Raw genomic sequence first — 17,398 nt, 5'->3', positions numbered from 1 at the left:
TAAACATCATCACCCTAATAATTGTTTAATTATTTTCAACCAAACCGATATAAATTTGTGTTGTAGGATCGACTTGCAAGCAAGTGATAAGGTTTTCTTTGATGAGCTCTAGCATAGCAATAAAGCTAACCACTACACCACTGCGGCCTTCGTCAAGAGTGAATAAGTCAGTGAAAGGAAGTTGCGTGCCGACTGTCGATAACTTTTGCAAAATTAAACTCATTCTTTCGCGAGTTGATAAAGCTTCAGCGGTTATTTGATGATGCTCAAAAGTTTTAGCTCGCGCCATCACATCACTGAGCGCAAATAGTAAATCTTTTAAATCAACATCAGGTAACAATTGAGCGTGCTCGCTCTGCTCAGGCACTAACGCATGGGCAATAAAAATATCGCGGCCAACACGTGGAATATCATCAAGGTTCTGCGCAGCTAGCTTAAATTGCTCATACTCTTGTAAACGACGAATTAATTCAGCCCGTGGATCTTCTTCTTCCTCAAGCTCTTCATGTTTTGGCAGTAATAGTCGTGATTTTATTTGTGCAAGTAATGCCGCCATCACCAAATATTCAGCAGCAAGCTCCAATTGAAACTCGGTCATCATTTCAACATAACGGACGTATTGTTCAGTAATGCTAAAAATCGACAATTCCAGAATATCTAACTTATGTTTTTTTATTAAATATAGCAATAAATCAAGTGGCCCTTCAAAGGTTTCTAAAATAACTTCTAGAGCGTCTGGCGGAATATACAAATCTTCCGGGGTATTCATTACTTCTTTGCCATGCAAAAAAGCCAGCGGCAACTTTTGTTGCGCCGGCTCTCGTATTTGAGCTACATCATCAGAATGTAGTTCGTTCATGGTTTATCGGCGTAGTTATTCAAATGGAGCTGTATCGCCACAGCCTACACGCAGCACCTCAACAGTATCTTCTGACAGGTCGATCACTGTGGTTGCTTGCTCAGCTAAATAGCCGCCATGAATAATTAAATCAACTTGATTACCTATGCGATCACGTATCTCGTCCGGATCAGACTCAGTAAACTGCTCACCGGGTAAAATTAATGAACACGACATCAATGGCTCACCTAACTCGGCTAGCAATGCGCAGGTAATTGGATGTTCTATTACACGAATACCAATGGTTTTTTTCTTGTCGTTTAACAAACGTTTTGGTACTTCTTTAGTGCCTTTAAAGATAAACGTATAAGGCCCGGGTGTATTGTTTTTAATTAATCTAAACAGTTGGTTATCTACTCGTGCATAAGTAGAAAGCTCAGATAGATCACGACATACTAAGGTAAAGTTATGGTGTTTTTCAATACCACGGATGCGCTCAATACGCTCTTTTGCTTGTTTGTTACCTAAATTACAGCCTATTGCATAGCCTGAATCGGTTGGGTATACCACCACACCACCTTGTTTGATAATGTCGACCGCTTGATTAATTAAGCGTGGTTGTGGATTATCTGGATGAATATGAAAAAAATCACTCATTTAGTTCTCCTGTTTGCCCTTCCCAAGTTTGCCAAACGCCTTGGCAATCTTTTGGCAAATATAAGTTTTTTCCTAATTCTAGCCAACTAGTAGGAAAATGAAAATCAGATCCTTGCGAACACAGTAAATCGTATTCACGGCTCAATTCGCCTAAAAACTGTCGCTCAGTTGGTGCTTGTTGTGGTTGTGCAACTTCCATTGCATCGCCACCGGCATCTTTAAACTGACTCAATAATTTGCGCAGCCATTTATTTGACATTTGATAACGCCCAGGGTGGGCAATCACAGCAACGCCACCTGCGGCATGAATGGCGGCAATGGCGGTTTGCATATCACACCAATCGCTTGGTACGTAACCCGTTTTAGCGCGGCCAAGGTATTTTTTAAACACCCCAGGAATTGTGGTTGCAACGCCACGAGCAATAAGTGCTCTTGCATAATGTGCACGGGTAATTTGTGCATCTGCGGCAAGCTCTTGCGCTTGTTGATAAATGCCATCAAAGCCATTTTTCTCTAAACGGCGACCAATCTCGACAGCTCTATCAGCACGTTTTTGCTGTTGGATAGTCAATAAGCTGGTCAGTGTTGACTCGTTGATATCTACGTTTAATGCCACGATGTGGATCTCAAAACTTTCCCACTTAGTGGAAATTTCAACCCCTGATATCAAGGTTAATGGTAGAGATTCGCTTTCTATATATGCTTGTGCAGGTTTAACCGCAGCAGTGGTGTCGTGATCAGTGATCGCAAACACATCTATCTTTTTTTCAACTGCACGCAATAATAATTGCTCAACAGTTAATTGCCCGTCAGAATGTGTGGTATGACTGTGTAAATCGTATTTTATCAAAAGAGAAGACTGCTCTTATTAAATGTGCGAAAGTTGTTATTAAGTATAACAAAATTTTTTAATAAATTGTTTTAAATAAATACTTGACACTAACGCCGTTGATACGGTTTACTGTAGTCACTTGAGACACAAATAGAACTACAACAATGATCAATTCAATCCAAAACACTATCTGGTGGTGGCACTCGTAAATTATCGGGTGACGAATTGTCGTGTCTAACACATTCTAAACCCGCTTATTGCGGGTTTTTTTATATTTAAATTTTAGGGTAACAAACATGAATAACGTAGCAACTCTTACACATCATTGGTGGTGGCGCCTGGTATAGCGGGACGGTAATGGTCTATCTGAAACATAGGTATCGTTATTCAAACCCCGCATAGCTTAGCTTGCGGGGTTTTATTTTTTTGAGGGAATGAGGTTTGATTTTTAGTCATATAACAACAACGCCAGGTGAAGTTACTAGCATCACCGAAGTGCGAGAATATATACATAGCCCATTGGCACTATATGGATTGCTTGATAAAGATAATTCATTACTGTTAGAGTCAGCAGAAATTGATTCTAAAGACAGTGTCAAAAGTTTAATTTTGGTAGATTGTGCACTAAAAATAATCTGCACAGGTAAAACAGTCACAGTAACGGCGCAATCTAATAATGGTCAGCAATTACTGCCTTATTTACAAACTAAATTAGAAAACTGCCATATTCAATTAAACAAGCAAACTCTCAGCATCGAATATCAAGGTATCGATCATAATATTGATGAAGCCTCAAAGCTGATTGCCGATAATGCTTTTAGTGCCTTGCGCTGTTGTATAAATAGTATCAGCAGCACCACAAACAATCCATTTTCGTTATTTTTAGGCGGTGTGTTTGCTTACGACATGGTAGCCAACTTTGAACAACTGAGTGATGTACCAGATGGAGAAAATAGCTGTCCTGATTACGTATTTTATTTAGCTGAAACCTTAGTGGTAATTGATCACCAAGCTAAAACCACTGAGCTGATTGGTAACGTTTTTAATGGCCCTGATGTGCATGCAAACTGTTTTGAAGTGGGTAAAAAGCTCGAACGTTTAAATACCTTATGCGACCAAGCCGATAGCTATAGTGCGCAGCAAAGTGCTGGCAGCAGTGACGTCAGTGTTGATATTAGTGACGAGCTCTATTGCCAACAGGTCAATAGTTTGAAAAAACACATTGTCGATGGCGATATTTTTCAAGTTGTGCCATCGCGTACCTTCTCGTTAGCTTGCGCCAACCCACTACATGCCTACAGCCAACTAAAAAAACAAAATCCAAGCCCGTACATGTTTTATATGCGCGACAGTGAATTTGCGTTATTTGGTGCCTCTCCTGAGTCAGCTTTAAAGTTTTGCGCTACATCACAACAAGTTGAAGTATATCCAATTGCAGGAACTCGCCCGCGAGGAAAGTTTGCTAATGGCCAAATTAATCCAGATTTAGACAGTCGTATTGAACTGGAACTGCGCAACGACCAAAAAGAGCGTGCTGAGCATTTAATGTTGGTTGATTTAGCACGAAATGACGTAGCTCGTATCAGTGTCCCGGGAACTCGCCACGCAAAAGAGCTATTAAAGGTCGACCGTTATTCGCAAGTAATGCATTTAGTGTCACGCGTTGTTGGCACATTAAAACCTCAGCTGGATGCCCTACACGCTTACCAAGCCTGTATGAACATGGGGACTTTAGTTGGTGCGCCTAAAGTCAGCGCGGCAGAGTTGGTAAGGCAAACTGAAGGTAAGCGCCGTGGTAGTTACGGTGGTGCGGTAGGTTATTTAACCGGTGACGGCGCCATGGACAGTTGCATTGTTATTCGCTCGGCCTTTGTTAAAAATAATACCGCGTATGTACAAGCCGGTGCCGGAGTTGTGTTTGACTCAGACCCTCAATCTGAAGCCAATGAGACTCGTGCTAAAGCACAAGCGGTTATTACAGCCATTCAATCGACGTACCAAGGACACTAAAATGAGTGAAAACATCAACAACTTAACGGACTTAAAAATCTACTTTTTAGATAATTTTGATTCATTTAGTTATAACTTAGTCGATGAACTTTCTATGTTAGGCAGCGATTTAGTGGTATATCGTAACAACATAGACGCGCAGGTGATTTATGACAAAATGTGTGCGGAAACTAAACCAGTGATTTTAGTACTGTCGCCGGGCCCAGGCACCCCCACTGCGGCGGGCTGTTTAATGGCATTGATTGAACTATGCAAAGGCCGTTTTCCAATGTTGGGGATTTGCCTTGGTCAACAAGCACTAACACAAAGTTATGGCGGTATTATTGGCCATGCTGGAGAAACCGTACATGGTAAATCATCAATCATTGAGCTTGGTGAGCACCCAGTATTTGCAGGTATGGGGGAACGTATGCCTGTGGCACGTTATCATTCACTGATGGCCACGAAAGTACCCGACAGTGTTGCAGTGATAGCCCACTATGAGTCAATACCGATGGCAATTTATCATCGTGACGATAAAGCCCTTGGCTATCAATTTCATCCTGAGTCTATTTTGACGCCCAATGGCGCCGCGCTACTTCAACAAAGTATGCAATTTTTAGCCAGTGCACAGCAGTAGAGGATAGTATGTCAGTAAACCAACAATCAGCCAGTGAGGCGAGCATTGGCTCAATGATTGATGTGTTATTAACGCAAACATCATTAAGCTTTAGTCAAAGCCAACAGTTATTTGATGCCATTATGCAAGGCAAAGTAAATGACATCGAACTGGCAGCCATCTTAGTGGCACTGAAAATAAAAGGTGAAGTAAGCGACGAAATCGCAGGAGCTGCCGCATCAATGCGTGCTAATGCGATACCTTTTATTACTCACTTAACAAACCTTGTCGATAGTTGTGGCACTGGCGGCGATGGCTCAAACACTATTAATATTAGCACCACCGCCGCCATCGTTGCTGCAGCTTGCGGTATAAATATGGTCAAACACGGTAATCGCAGTGTTTCGAGTAACTCCGGCTCCGCTGATTTACTCAAAGCATTGGGCATCAATATAGACATGAACCCAGCACACGCGGCGCAGTGTTTAGAGCAAACCGGCTTTACATTCTTATTTGCTCCGCATTATCACAGCGGCGTACGCCATGCTATGGGTGTGCGAACGACTTTAAAAACCCGTACTATTTTTAATATTTTAGGGCCATTGGCAAATCCAGCAGCACCGGATGTGCAATTATTGGGGGTATATGATGAAAGTTTATGCTTAGCGATGGCACACACCTTAAAAACGTTAGGTACACCGCGCGCAATGGTCGTTCATGGCTCGGGTACCGATGAAATAGCCTTGCACGGTGAAACGACCGTCGCAGAGCTTAACAACGGAAAAATCAGCCAGTACACACTTACCCCTGCTGATTTTGGTCTTGCAAACTATTCACTTGAACAACTTGCCGGTGAAGGGCCAGAATATAACGCCAAGGCTAGCATGGCTATTTTAGCTGGTAACGGCACCGACGCGCACAATGCGGCCATTATTGTTAACGTTGCTGCGTTGCTTTATTTAACCAATAAAGCCGACGATTTTAAAAGTGCCGCAATGCAAGTTAAAGAGGTTTTACAAAGCGGCCGTGCATTGAATACCTTAAATGCCATTGTCATAAGCAGTAATAAAGAATACGCAAACTCCGAGGTAAGTAATGGCTAATGTATTAGACAAAATAGTTGCAGATAAAAAAATAGAGCTCATTGAACGCAAATCCAAGCGCCCTCTTGAGAGCTTTAAGCATCAAGCAATACCCACAAATCGTGATTTTTATAAAGCCCTTGCAGCGCCTGGCACTCAGTTTATTTTGGAATGCAAAAAGGCCTCGCCGTCAAAAGGCCTTATTCGAGAGCCGTTTGATTTAGCCGAGATCACCCGTGTTTATAAAAACTACGCTAGCTGCATCAGTGTGTTAACCGATGAAAAATATTTTCAGGGTAGTTTTGATTATCTCGAATTTGTGCGCAGTCAAGTAGAGCAACCATTGATCTGTAAAGATTTCTTTATTGATGAATACCAAATTTATTTGGCCCGTATTTATGGCGGCGATGCTATTTTATTAATGTTGTCAGTACTCGATGATACGCAATATCAATCGCTTGAAAAAGTTGCAAAAAGCCTAAACATGGCAATCCTCACCGAAGTGAGCAACGAAGCTGAAGTACATCGAGCCCTGGCACTCAATGCGCAAATTATTGGTATTAATAACCGTGATTTACGTGATTTGAGCACTAACTTAGCTACCACAGAGGCACTAAGAAAGCTTATTCCTGATAACAAAGTGGTTATTTCAGAATCAGGTATTTACACACACCAAGATGTAAAACGCTTGGCCCCGTTATGTAATGGCTTTTTAATCGGTAGTTCTCTGATGGCAGAGCGTGATTTAGAGCGCGCTTGTCGAAGCGTAATTTTAGGTGAAAACAAAGTTTGTGGCTTAACCCGTAGCCAAGATGCCATTGCCGCTTATGAAAGTGGTGCCGTTTATGGGGGGCTAATTTTTGCACCTAAATCCCCTCGATTTGTTGATTTAGATTGTGCAAAACAAGTTATGCAAAGTGCCCCGCTTGCCTATGTAGGCGTATTTGTAAACGCAACAATCGCAGACGTTGTCAATCATGCTCAGAGCTTAAAGCTTGCAGCAGTGCAATTACATGGCCAAGAAGACGCAGTCTATATAAACGAACTGCGTCCTTTGCTACCAAGTAATTGCCAGATTTGGAAGGCGCAAGCTGTGAAGGATAGCTTGCCAGCACCTGTCAATGGCGTTGATCGCCACTTATACGATACTCACAGCGATACGCAAGCTGGCGGTACCGGTAAGACCTTTGATTGGGCAATACTCAAAGAGACTAAGCAGCCATTTATGCTTGCTGGTGGCTTAAACCCAGAAAATATTCAAGGTGCATTATATCAAGGTGCGCATGGACTCGACCTAAATTCAGGGGTTGAGCAAAGCGCCGGTAAAAAATGCCCAAACAAATTAAATGATGCATTTATTAGCATCCGTAAATATTGAGGTTAATATGAATAATCCAGCTTATTTCGGCGAATTTGGCGGCATGTTTGTCCCAGAATTGCTAGTACCAGCACTTAAACAACTCGAAAACGAATTTAATAAATCGCAAACAGATCCGGCTTTTCAAGCTGAACTGGAAAAGTTACTTAATGAATATGCTGGCCGTCCTACGCCGCTGACATTAACGCGTAACTTAATTAAAAACCCAAAAGTAAAATTATACTTAAAGCGTGAAGACTTACTGCACGGTGGCGCGCACAAAACGAATCAGGTGTTAGGCCAAGCACTATTAACTCAACGCATGGGTAAAAAACAAGTTATTGCTGAAACAGGCGCAGGCCAACACGGCGTTGCAACGGCGCTTGCGTGTGCATTACTTGGTTTAAAATGCCGTATTTATATGGGCGCTAAAGACGTGGCACGCCAACAACCAAACGTATTTAGAATGAAACTAATGGGCGCTGAAGTGATCCCGGTTACTGCAGGCTCTGGCACATTAAAAGATGCCGTAAACGAAGCGCTTCGTGATTGGTCAGCAAATTATAAAGAAGCGCATTACTTACTTGGTACTGCTGCAGGTCCTCACCCATTCCCTACCATCGTTCGTGAGTTCCAAAAAGTGATTGGTGAAGAAGCGAAACAACAAGTATTAAAAGCTGAAGGTCGCCTACCTGATGCGGTACTTGCTTGTGTAGGCGGTGGCTCTAACGCCATTGGTATGTTTACAGATTTTATTGACGAGCCAAGTGTAAAACTCATTGGCGTAGAGCCCGCTGGCAAAGGGCTTGATACCCACGAGCACGGTGCAACAATCTGTAAAGGAACCAAAGGTATTTTGCACGGTACTTATACATATATAATGCAAAATGATGATGGCCAGATTGAGGAATCATATTCTGTCTCAGCGGGTCTTGATTACCCAGCTGTTGGCCCACAACATGCGTTTTTACATGAAACTGGCCGTGCGCAATATGTGGGTATTACAGATACCGAAGCATTAGAAGCATTCCAATTACTGGCTAAAAACGAAGGGATTATTCCTGCGCTCGAATCAAGTCATGCACTAGCTTATGCACTGAAGTATGCAGAGCAGCAAACTGAAGAGTCAATTTTAGTAGTGAATTTAAGTGGTCGCGGCGACAAAGACTTATCACACGTTATGGATGTACTTTCTAAAGGGGATCAGTTATGAGCCAGACAGCAATTCAAAAAACAGACCGCTACGGTAAAATGTTCGCCCGTTTAAGCGAGCTAAATCAAGGTGCATTTGTGCCGTTTGTTACAATTGGCGATCCAAATAAAGAACTGAGCGTTGAAATAATCAAAAGCTTAATTGATGGCGGCGCTGATGGCTTAGAGCTGGGTATTCCATTTTCAGACCCAATAGCAGATGGCCCAGTTATTCAAGCTGCCAATATTCGCGCTCTTAAAGTAAATATAAATACCCAAGATTGCTTTGATATCATCAAACAAGTACGCCAGTACAATGCTGATATCCCAATTGGTTTATTGTTGTATTCGAACTTAGTTTTTAAACGCGGTTTAGAGGCTTTTTACCAAGATGCCAAAGCAGTTGGCGTTGACTCAATTCTAGTTGCAGATGTGCCGCTTCATGAATCTAAAATGTTTCGCAAAGCGGCAATGAGTAATGGCATTGACCCCATTTTTATAGCCACGCCTAACGCATCTGATGACACTTTACGCGAATGTGCCTCTTATGGCCGTGGTTATACTTATTTGCTATCTCGTGCGGGTGTAACAGGCACAGAAACTAAAGCACAAATGCCGGCGACATCAATTGTCACTAAACTAAAAGAATACCACAGCGCCCCTGCGTTATTAGGTTTTGGGATTTCAACCCCTGATGATGTAAAAGCAGCACTTAATGCCGGTGCAGCGGGTGCTATATCTGGCTCGGCGGTAGTGAAAATTATTGAAGCGAATCTCGATACCCCTCAAGCTATGCTCAGTGGTTTACAACAGTTCGTAGCGAGCATGAAAGCTGCAACTGCGCTGTAAATTCATACTTCGAAAATAAGAAAAGGGCCTGTTGCGGCCCTTTTCTGGTAATCAAACGCGTTAAAGACTCTCTTTCAACGCTTTTGCTGCTTTAAATACAGGCTTGTTAGCGCCTTCAATGTCTATTGCCTCTCCCGTTTGTGGGTTGCGTCCTGTACGTGCGGGATAATAACTTAACGCAAACGTGCCAAAGCCATTTACTTGCACTTGATCACCTTCTGATAATGATTTAGTGATGGCTGCAAGCATGCTTGATAAAGCCGCTTGAGAATCTTTTTTAGTTAATTCACTGTGTGCAGACATTGCACTAATCAGTTGTGCTTTATTCATAAAATGCTCCTAAAAATACCGCTTACTCAGTCACTGTTCAGCAGATTTTGGTAATGATTGAATACAAAGGCACGCAGGCTAAGGGTTAGTAACTACTAAGTCAACCTTGTAAACAACACAATAAGTTGATACAACCTCTGCAACTATTTTTGGTTTTAAATTTTTGGGCATTCTATGCATGCAATAATTGAGTTTATTCCGCTAATTTTATTTTTTGCGGTATTCAAGTTAGTTGATATTTACTGGGCAACGGCATTATTAATGGGCACCACTTTTCTGCAGGTCGCTTATTCTTATTTTAAAATAGGCAAAGTACCTACACGCCAATGGTTATTTTTTGCCATTGCAGTGATTTTAGGCACTCTTACGCTGGTGTTTCATGATGAACAATTTGTGAAGTGGAAAGCCACTATCATCTACGCTGTGCTCTCATTAAGCTTATTGATCAGTCGCTACTTTCTTGGTAAAAATTTAGTTAAACAAGCACTCAGTGCCATTTTAAATAATGCATCAGACTCTGAGCAAGAAATTACCGTACCTGAGTCGCTTTGGGATAAACTCAACATATTGTGGATAGCGATCACAGCGGGAATATCAGCGTTAAATATCTATATCGCTTATAACTTTTCTCTCGATTTTTGGGTTAACTTTAAAGTGTTTGGCTTAATGGGGATCACATTTGTCAGTCTTTTTGCCACTATCATCATGTTGTATAAATATTTACCCGATGAAGATGAGCCCAAAGTAGACAATAAAAAGCGCTCTTAATGTCATAAATATGTCGTCTTAGCTTGTTAGCCTAGTATACAAAATCACGCTGAGACGACCTTGAACGCCAATCAATACCGCTGGTTTGAATTTACCTTTATATTTGTATGCCTTCCTTTGCTGGGTTTTTACCTTCGTGCCTACCTTGCTAATTGGCTGATCCCCGCGTTAATCGTGTTAATGAGTGTCTGCGGTATGTTGCTGCTAGGCGATCCCCACTTTAAACGCTTTAGACTTACCAGCCTTGGTCAATTTTCCGCAGTGAAACGCCGACTGTTTAGTTTCTTTTTTATCGGCGCACTGTTTTCAGGGGTTTTTTACGGGATCATTAATCAAGGTAATTGGTTTATGCTGCCTCGAAACTCATTTAATGACTGGTTAATGTTACTCGCGTTCTATCCATTATTGTCAGTCATGCCGCAAGAGTTGATATTTCGAACTTATTTTTTTCATCGTTATAAACGCATCATGCCAAAAAAAACGGTGCGCATAATTGTTAGCGCCACAGTATTTGCTTTAGCGCATATTGTTTATGCTAATTGGGTGGCAGTACTACTGGCATTTATAGGCGGGTTATTATTTGCATTTACCTATGCTCAAAGCCGCTCCACGTTTGTCTGCGTTATCGAACACAGCTTATGGGGACTGTGGATGTTTACATTAGGAATAGGTCAGTACTTAGATTCGGCAACAATCTCTTAACTGAAAAAGCCGTGCTAATGATACTTAACACGGCTTAATTATGGGAAGCTCAATTAGTTGTATTAATTAAAAACCGAAAATGCTCATAGCAAAAAACTTAGTCGCTACGGTATTAATAAATATAACTACTAAAATTACCGGAATAAAGGTTGATAGCGAAAAATTAACGTATTTTTCAGTAAAGCTACCTGCATAGCCTGGACAACCTTGGCTTAGCTCTTCACTTAAACGTACTTTTTTCCAGCGATACATCACGAATAAACATACCATTAAACCATTCAATGGCAAGATAGTGTCGTAAAATACATCATACACAATATCAAATAAGCTTTTAGACGCTCCACCATAGTTAGTAAATGAAGTTAACCCTTCAACCATACCAAACGACATAGTACATAACACTGTCAGTACACCGATGCTACCAGTTAATATCAGTAACGCCATTTTACGACTTATGCCTTTACGGTCACTTAGCGTAGCTGTTGGCACCTCAACGATGGATACCAACGAGGTAATTGCAGCAAAAAATACCAGCAAGAAAAACACAAACGCAACAATTGATGCACCAACATAGCCAATATCAGTTTGTAGCGCGAGTAAAATCTTTGGTAAAAACTCAAAAATCATCGACACAGATGAGTCAGACAATTTAGTAGGATCAGTATCTGGGTTAAAACTAAAGATAGCTGGTAGCACCATAAGACCGGCAATAAACGCCACCAGTGAATCAGTCAGTGCAACCATTTTAGCACTGCCAACAATGTCATCCTTTTTCGAGATATATGAAGCGTAAGTCATCAATATACCCATACCCAACGACAATGAGAAAAACGCTTGCGCTAATGCACCATTCAAGACACTGGCATTCATCTTAGAAAAATCAGGGATAATATAGTACTTAACGCCAGCCATAGCATTGTCTAGCGTCAATACATACGCCACTAATGCGATTAGCAATACGAACAATGCGGGCATTAAAAACTTAGCTGCTTTTTCAATCCCTTGCTTAACACCACCGACTAAAATCAAATTAACAATTAATGCCACGGCTGCCATATACGCAAACACGCTGGAACTATTAATAAACACCCCAAAGCTTTTTGGATCAGCCAACACATCTAAGTTCCCAACCGCAACTTGGCTTAAGTAACCAAAAATCCAGACTGTAATAACCATGTAAAACACTGCAATCATAAACGGGGTTAATACTGCTAAAAAGCCAGCAAAACTCCACTTAGCATCATTACCTGATAATAACTTGTAAGAGCCTAGTGGATCTTTTTGTGCTTGGCGTCCCATTGCCATCTCTGCCATCATTACCGGCAAACAAATAAACACAACAAATAGCGCGTAAACGAGCAAAAATGCACCACCACCATTTTTTGTTGCTGAGACTGGAAAACCAACCAAGTTACCAATACCGACCGCAGAGCCAGCAGCTGCTAATATAAATCCGAGGCGGGAGCTAAAATGCTCACGAGTATCGCTCATTTAAAAACCTTATTATTATTTTGTACCATTCAAGCGACTCTACCAGTGTTGTGCTGGGCTTTTCAAGCAGATTCCACTTAAAAATATAATGATACTGTAAACCTTAGAGGTTGTTGTTCTTTTAAGATTAAAATTTGTTCAAGCTAACAGTGATTAAATCGCAGCATCAGTTTATAGCCTCGAAAGTTAACTAAAAACTGCGTAAAGCTTTCGCGCTTTAGTAAGACTCTAAACTAATCGCAATTTATTCGCCTATTAATTTTGCTGTGCTAATATCAGCATAATTCCAATAATATTGAAATCCAGAGAACACACCATGTTGTATATGATTTACTCAACTGATGTTGAAAATAGCTTAGAATTAAGAAAAGCCGCCCGCCCTGCTCATTTAGCACGCTTGCAAGAATTAGAGGAGCAAGGCCGATTACTGACAGCAGGTCCATTACCTGCCATTGATAGCGCCGAGCCAGCTGACGCTGGTTTTACTGGCTCTTTAGTGATTGCAGAATTTAGCTCATTAGAAGCGGCTCGCGAATGGGCTGCAGCAGATCCTTACGTAAACGGTGGCGTATATGAAAACTCACAAGTTAAACCGTTTAAGAAAGTTTTTCCTGGCTAAGTAAAACCAACAACCAAACTGGATTACACTGTTTAAATGAACCAGAATTTAATGCAATGGCTATAAGACTTAGAGCCAAATCACCACAATTCAGTGTTTGTTCACCGGATGTTAATTAAACTCTGTTGCATTGAATCATCAGATTTAGTGATTTTTCACTTGAATTATAGCTACTTGGTTCATTAAACTATTCAGGTCTGGTTTAGGAGTTTTTCATCATGCGTACTGTGTTAGCTCTCAGCGTCGCCATCACTGTGCTATTTTCGAGTGTTTTTTCGACTAGTAGCCAAGCTGCATCTCAAGTCAATAAAGCTGAGATCAATAAAAAACAAGCTGTTGAGCTTGCTAAAAAAGTCGAAGATGGTAAAACTCTTAAAATTACCGTACTTAACGATATTTATACTGTAAGAATATTAAAATCGGACGGCCATGTCGTCGACGTTCATGTCAATAAAAAGACCGGCGAAGTGAAGAAGGATTAAGAAATGCGAATTTTAGTAATTGAAGATGATTTACACTTAGCAGACAATCTGCGTAATGCATTAGAAAAAGAACGTTATAGTGTCGATCTCTGTCATGATGGCGAAGCTGGTTTATTTCACATCACAGAATATCCTCTTGATATGGCGGTAGTTGATTTAGGCTTACCAAAAATCGATGGTATTGAACTGATCAATAAAGCCCGTGCACAAGGGGTCACCATTCCAATCCTGATTTTAACAGCACGTGACCGTTGGCAAGATAAAGTTGAAGGACTTGATGCTGGTGCTGATGACTATTTAACTAAACCATTTCATGTTGAAGAGTTAATAGCGCGGTGTAATGCGTTAATTCGTCGTAGCGCAGGTAAAGCAAATCCTGAAATGACTGCTGGGCCTATTAAAATTCATACCCGCTCACAACAAGTGTGGGTTGATGACCGAGAACTAAGTCTCACCGCATACGAATACAAAGTGCTTGAGTATTTAATGGTTAATCCACAAAAAGTGATTTCTAAATCTGAGCTTACAGAGCACATATATGATCAAGACTTTGATTTAGATTCAAATGTAATCGAAGTATTCGTACTGCGCTTACGTAAAAAGCTTGACCCTGATGGTACTTTAAATCCAGTAGAAACACTACGCGGACGCGGTTACAGGCTTAAAAGTCAGTGGTAGCATCGCAAATACCGTTAAAAGTAAGGCAAGGATTTATCCTTGTCTTTGTTTTATTAGTCGCTTTACCTATCCTATTCTTCTCTATTGGTAAGGCGTACTACGCTTCATTAGTCGAAGCCACCGAAAAAACCCTCGAAGCCCATTTATATTCTTTAATTTCAGAAGTCGATTTTACTGAGCGCGGCATTATCATGCCCAGCACTATTTTAGCTCCTGAATTGAATCGTTTAAACTCTGATACTTATGCGATGATCTATCGTGAAGAGCAGCCTGTATGGCACTCTGAGTCGGCGGTAAATGTTAACTTTGTGCCTGACGAACTAGAAACCAAAGCAGGCGCTGCCGATTTTCGTCGTGTGGAATATAAAAATACCGTGTATTGGCAACTTAGCCTAACCGTTATTTTAAATAACATTGACCAGTCAGAGCATGCTCGCTTTATTTTATTAAAACGCAATGATGCTCTACTGCGCTTAATGGATGGTTTTAAACAAACCCTTGTAAACTGGATGTACGTCATGGGTGTAGCCATTGCAGCATTAATGGCTGTGGGTTTTGTGTGGAGCGCGCGGCCGTTGCAACGACTGGATAAAGAAATAAAAGCCATTGAGTCAGGTGATATTCAAGAAATTAAAGGACTTTATCCTGTTGAGCTGCAAACTATAAAAGCCGATTTAAATTTACTACTCGAAACTCAGCAACGCCAAAAAGAGCGCTATCGTGCGTCTTTAAGCGACTTAGCTCACGCGCTTAAAACGCCACTGGCAGTATTAAAATCGAGCCCGCTTGCCAACGATGCCGATGCCCAAGAGCAGCTTGACCGTATAAATGTGATGATCGAACACCAATTAAAACGTGCTGCAACAGGTGCATCTGATACTTGGAAAAAACAAACAGCCATTAAGCCGGTGCTCGATTCAATCCTCAATGCAATGAGTAAAGTTTACCGCGATAAAGATATTATTTTTACCCATGCGGTTAAAGACAAAGATTACTTTTTAGGTGACAAAACTGATTTACTCGAACTACTCGGTAACTTAATTGATAACGCCTGTAAAGCTTGTCGTTCACAAGTCGATATCCAAGTCATTCAAAAACGCAATCTCACCATCGCTATTAGTGATGATGGGCCCGGTGTGCCGATTGATAAACGCGAATCCTTACTTACTCGAGGTACCCGCTTGGACACCTACGAAAGCGGGCATGGTGTCGGTATGGCGATTGTGTCAGATTTAGTAAAGTCGTATCACGGTACCCTGACTATTTTAGATGCTGATACCTTAGGCGGCGCGAAATTTATTTTAGAGTTTAACTATAATGATAAAAAATAGTCGGTTAACAACAATCTCAGCACTACTTTTAGCACTGAGTACAACAACGTTTGCAGCAGAAGAGCAATGTACTGTCGTTGAGCAAGCAACACCTGATGAAGCTAAAAAATATATTCAATGTTTAGATAAACAAATAGAAAGCTTAACCCGCATTCAACAAACCTGGATAAATAAAATCACTTTAGATTTAAATAAGATCCAAGAAGATAGCGGTAACACTCAGTTACTACCAATCTTTAAACGTAGCATTATTAGTCATGATAAGTACGTGGAAGACAGCTGTAAATGGCGTTATTTACACAAAGTACCTAACGCCACCCAAGCTGCTATTGTATATAAACGCTGTGAATTGCGTATGTTAGAGCAGCACATCACTGTATTAAAACAACCTATCTAACCACCACTGTGGCTATTTAGACGGTGACTCGATTTCTTCACCATTACCCAAAAGAGTCGCTAACCAACGTCCTTCATCACTAGTTTCTAGGGCAATTTTAACAATCATCGTCAGTGGCACCGATAACAACATACCTACAGTGCCAATCAGCCAGCCCCAAAAGATCAGTGATAAAAATACCACTAAGGTCGACAACCCTAAACCTTTGCCCATGTACTTTGGTTCGACTATATTACCCATCACGGTATTAATAGTTAAATAACCTGCACCTACGATCCCTGCGACCAAGGGTCCTTGTGTGATCAAAGCTAATAAAACAGCTGGGATAGCGGCAATAATAGAGCCAATATTAGGGATGTAATTAAACATAAATGCCATTACTCCCCATAACACGAAGTAGTCAACATTTAAGATCCACAGTAGTAGCCCGGCTAATACACCAGTACCAACACTCACCACTGTTTTGATCGCTAAATAAGAATTAATAGAATTTAAAAAACGGTCTATTTGCTGCATTTTCATATCAGGATCGTCTAATGCCATATGAATTTTATGACTAAGCATAGGCCCTTCAAAAAGCATAAATACCACAGTTAAAATAATTAAGAACAAATTTGCCATCACGCCACCTAAGCCAGTCAGCATACCGGTGGCAACATCAATCATTTTTCCTGGGTCGAACATTGATATAACTTGCTCTTTATTGAGCAAAATATTGTACTTGGCAGCAACATCAACCAACCAAATAAACTCATCCTGTAACTTACTTTTATATTCAGGTAAATGCTGTGAAAAGTCAGTCAATGATTGCCCGACTAAGCTGGCAAGGCTAACCCCTAAGCCAACCACCATCAACATCACTAACATAATCGCGATGCCTTTAGGTATTTTGTACCGACCAAAAAAACTTAATAAAGGACTACAAATAATGGCAATAAATGCTGCAAGTACAAACGGAATGACAATTACACTTGCCGCTTTAATACCGGCTAAAGCAACCACCAACGCTGCAAAGATAACTAAACTTTTGTTTACCCCAGTTAAACTAGCCAAACTACAATCCTTTAAAATATAAACTGCAGCTAGTGTATGTGAAAAGTCTGTAGAATGAAATATTTGCAAAGTGATCAAAGCAGCCTACCCTACGTATAACCAATAAATAATTACTAAAAGAGTTTTATATTGC

At 40.9% G+C, this 17,398-nt stretch carries 19 protein-coding genes; 13 read left to right on the top strand and 6 right to left on the bottom strand.

Annotation, left to right across the window (positions count from 1 at the left end; genetic code table 11):
- Nucleotides 1-25: 25 nt before the first annotated feature.
- From H5187_RS14020 to rnm, 3 genes are read right to left on the bottom strand one after another with little or no spacing between them, the layout of a single operon-like run.
- The gene (locus H5187_RS14020; protein WP_182797967.1) at nucleotides 26-859 is read right to left on the bottom strand and encodes a ScpA family protein; all 834 of its coding nucleotides are present in this window, start codon (nucleotides 857-859) and stop codon (nucleotides 26-28) included.
- 15 nt (nucleotides 860-874) lie between these two features.
- Nucleotides 875-1,495, bottom strand: a complete 621-nt coding sequence (locus H5187_RS14015; RefSeq protein WP_145233655.1) for an L-threonylcarbamoyladenylate synthase — start codon at nucleotides 1,493-1,495, stop codon at nucleotides 875-877.
- Complete coding sequence (gene rnm, locus H5187_RS14010; RefSeq protein ID WP_182718907.1) at nucleotides 1,488-2,345, bottom strand: RNase RNM; 858 nt, start codon at nucleotides 2,343-2,345, stop codon at nucleotides 1,488-1,490. The genes H5187_RS14015 and rnm overlap by 8 nt, the downstream gene beginning before the upstream one ends.
- 423 nt (nucleotides 2,346-2,768) lie before the next feature.
- Here rnm and H5187_RS14005 point away from each other — a divergent pair, with 423 nt between their 5' ends.
- The 6 genes from H5187_RS14005 to trpA are packed head-to-tail and all read left to right on the top strand — an operon-like array spanning nucleotide 2,769 to nucleotide 9,414.
- The gene (locus H5187_RS14005) at nucleotides 2,769-4,337 is read left to right on the top strand and encodes an anthranilate synthase component 1 (RefSeq protein WP_182797966.1); all 1,569 of its coding nucleotides are present in this window, start codon (nucleotides 2,769-2,771) and stop codon (nucleotides 4,335-4,337) included.
- A gap of 1 nt (nucleotide 4,338) precedes the next feature.
- Nucleotides 4,339-4,956 carry an aminodeoxychorismate/anthranilate synthase component II gene (locus H5187_RS14000; RefSeq protein WP_182718905.1) on the top strand — a complete coding sequence of 206 codons (618 nt, stop codon included), beginning with the start codon at nucleotides 4,339-4,341 and terminating at the stop codon, nucleotides 4,954-4,956.
- A gap of 53 nt (nucleotides 4,957-5,009) precedes the next feature.
- Nucleotides 5,010-6,038: an anthranilate phosphoribosyltransferase gene (gene trpD / locus H5187_RS13995; RefSeq protein ID WP_149981183.1), complete on the top strand. Its 1,029-nt coding sequence runs from the start codon at nucleotides 5,010-5,012 to the stop codon at nucleotides 6,036-6,038.
- A complete protein-coding gene (gene trpCF, locus H5187_RS13990; protein WP_145233647.1) occupies nucleotides 6,031-7,395 on the top strand; it encodes a bifunctional indole-3-glycerol-phosphate synthase TrpC/phosphoribosylanthranilate isomerase TrpF in 1,365 nt (454 codons plus the stop codon). Before trpD ends, trpCF begins: the two co-directional genes overlap by 8 nt.
- Before the next feature lie 7 nt (nucleotides 7,396-7,402).
- Nucleotides 7,403-8,587, top strand: a complete 1,185-nt coding sequence (trpB, locus tag H5187_RS13985) for a tryptophan synthase subunit beta (protein WP_145233645.1) — start codon at nucleotides 7,403-7,405, stop codon at nucleotides 8,585-8,587.
- Nucleotides 8,584-9,414 carry a tryptophan synthase subunit alpha gene (gene trpA, locus H5187_RS13980; protein ID WP_182794744.1) on the top strand — a complete coding sequence of 277 codons (831 nt, stop codon included), beginning with the start codon at nucleotides 8,584-8,586 and terminating at the stop codon, nucleotides 9,412-9,414. The genes trpB and trpA overlap by 4 nt, the downstream gene beginning before the upstream one ends.
- A 60-nt stretch (nucleotides 9,415-9,474) precedes the next feature.
- On the opposite strand, the gene H5187_RS13975 is transcribed toward trpA, so the two are convergent.
- A complete protein-coding gene (locus H5187_RS13975; protein ID WP_145233641.1) occupies nucleotides 9,475-9,744 on the bottom strand; it encodes an HU family DNA-binding protein in 270 nt (89 codons plus the stop codon).
- A 174-nt stretch (nucleotides 9,745-9,918) separates the two neighbouring features.
- Between H5187_RS13975 and H5187_RS13970 the strand changes: the two genes are divergently transcribed.
- Both H5187_RS13970 and H5187_RS13965 read left to right on the top strand, forming a co-directional pair.
- Nucleotides 9,919-10,512: an inner membrane-spanning protein YciB gene (locus H5187_RS13970; RefSeq protein ID WP_145233638.1), complete on the top strand. Its 594-nt coding sequence runs from the start codon at nucleotides 9,919-9,921 to the stop codon at nucleotides 10,510-10,512.
- A gap of 60 nt (nucleotides 10,513-10,572) precedes the next feature.
- On the top strand, nucleotides 10,573-11,214 hold the full coding sequence (locus H5187_RS13965) for a CPBP family intramembrane glutamic endopeptidase (protein ID WP_145233636.1): 642 nt from the start codon (nucleotides 10,573-10,575) through the stop codon (nucleotides 11,212-11,214).
- A 66-nt stretch (nucleotides 11,215-11,280) separates the two neighbouring features.
- On the opposite strand, the gene H5187_RS13960 is transcribed toward H5187_RS13965, so the two are convergent.
- Entirely contained in the window at nucleotides 11,281-12,705 is a 1,425-nt protein-coding gene (locus tag H5187_RS13960) for a sodium-dependent transporter (protein WP_182718902.1), read from the bottom strand.
- Between the two features lie 316 nt (nucleotides 12,706-13,021).
- Between H5187_RS13960 and H5187_RS13955 the strand changes: the two genes are divergently transcribed.
- The 5 genes from H5187_RS13955 (at nucleotide 13,022) to H5187_RS13935 (ending at nucleotide 16,212) form a co-directional block, all read left to right on the top strand.
- A complete protein-coding gene (locus tag H5187_RS13955) occupies nucleotides 13,022-13,324 on the top strand; it encodes a YciI family protein (RefSeq protein WP_182718901.1) in 303 nt (100 codons plus the stop codon).
- 218 nt (nucleotides 13,325-13,542) lie between these two features.
- The gene (locus tag H5187_RS13950) at nucleotides 13,543-13,806 is read left to right on the top strand and encodes a PepSY domain-containing protein (RefSeq protein WP_145233630.1); all 264 of its coding nucleotides are present in this window, start codon (nucleotides 13,543-13,545) and stop codon (nucleotides 13,804-13,806) included.
- A 3-nt stretch (nucleotides 13,807-13,809) separates the two neighbouring features.
- Nucleotides 13,810-14,484: a response regulator transcription factor gene (locus tag H5187_RS13945; RefSeq protein ID WP_058558569.1), complete on the top strand. Its 675-nt coding sequence runs from the start codon at nucleotides 13,810-13,812 to the stop codon at nucleotides 14,482-14,484.
- A complete protein-coding gene (locus H5187_RS13940) occupies nucleotides 14,478-15,815 on the top strand; it encodes an ATP-binding protein (protein ID WP_149980994.1) in 1,338 nt (445 codons plus the stop codon). The genes H5187_RS13945 and H5187_RS13940 overlap by 7 nt, the downstream gene beginning before the upstream one ends.
- Nucleotides 15,802-16,212 (top strand): hypothetical protein, encoded by a 411-nt coding sequence (locus H5187_RS13935; protein ID WP_149980993.1) that lies wholly within the window; start codon nucleotides 15,802-15,804, stop codon nucleotides 16,210-16,212. The genes H5187_RS13940 and H5187_RS13935 overlap by 14 nt, the downstream gene beginning before the upstream one ends.
- 12 nt (nucleotides 16,213-16,224) lie before the next feature.
- Here H5187_RS13935 and H5187_RS13930 read toward each other — a convergent pair whose 3' ends face one another.
- Nucleotides 16,225-17,265: an AI-2E family transporter gene (locus H5187_RS13930; protein ID WP_149980992.1), complete on the bottom strand. Its 1,041-nt coding sequence runs from the start codon at nucleotides 17,263-17,265 to the stop codon at nucleotides 16,225-16,227.
- Nucleotides 17,266-17,398: the final 133 nt, after the last annotated feature.

It is taken from the genome of Pseudoalteromonas sp. SG44-1, assembly GCF_014164315.1.
Taxonomy (GTDB): Bacteria; Pseudomonadota; Gammaproteobacteria; order Enterobacterales; family Alteromonadaceae; genus Pseudoalteromonas; species Pseudoalteromonas rhizosphaerae.
The sequence above is the reverse complement of the archived record's forward strand: the minus strand, read 5'-3'. Positions and strand labels throughout refer to the sequence as shown.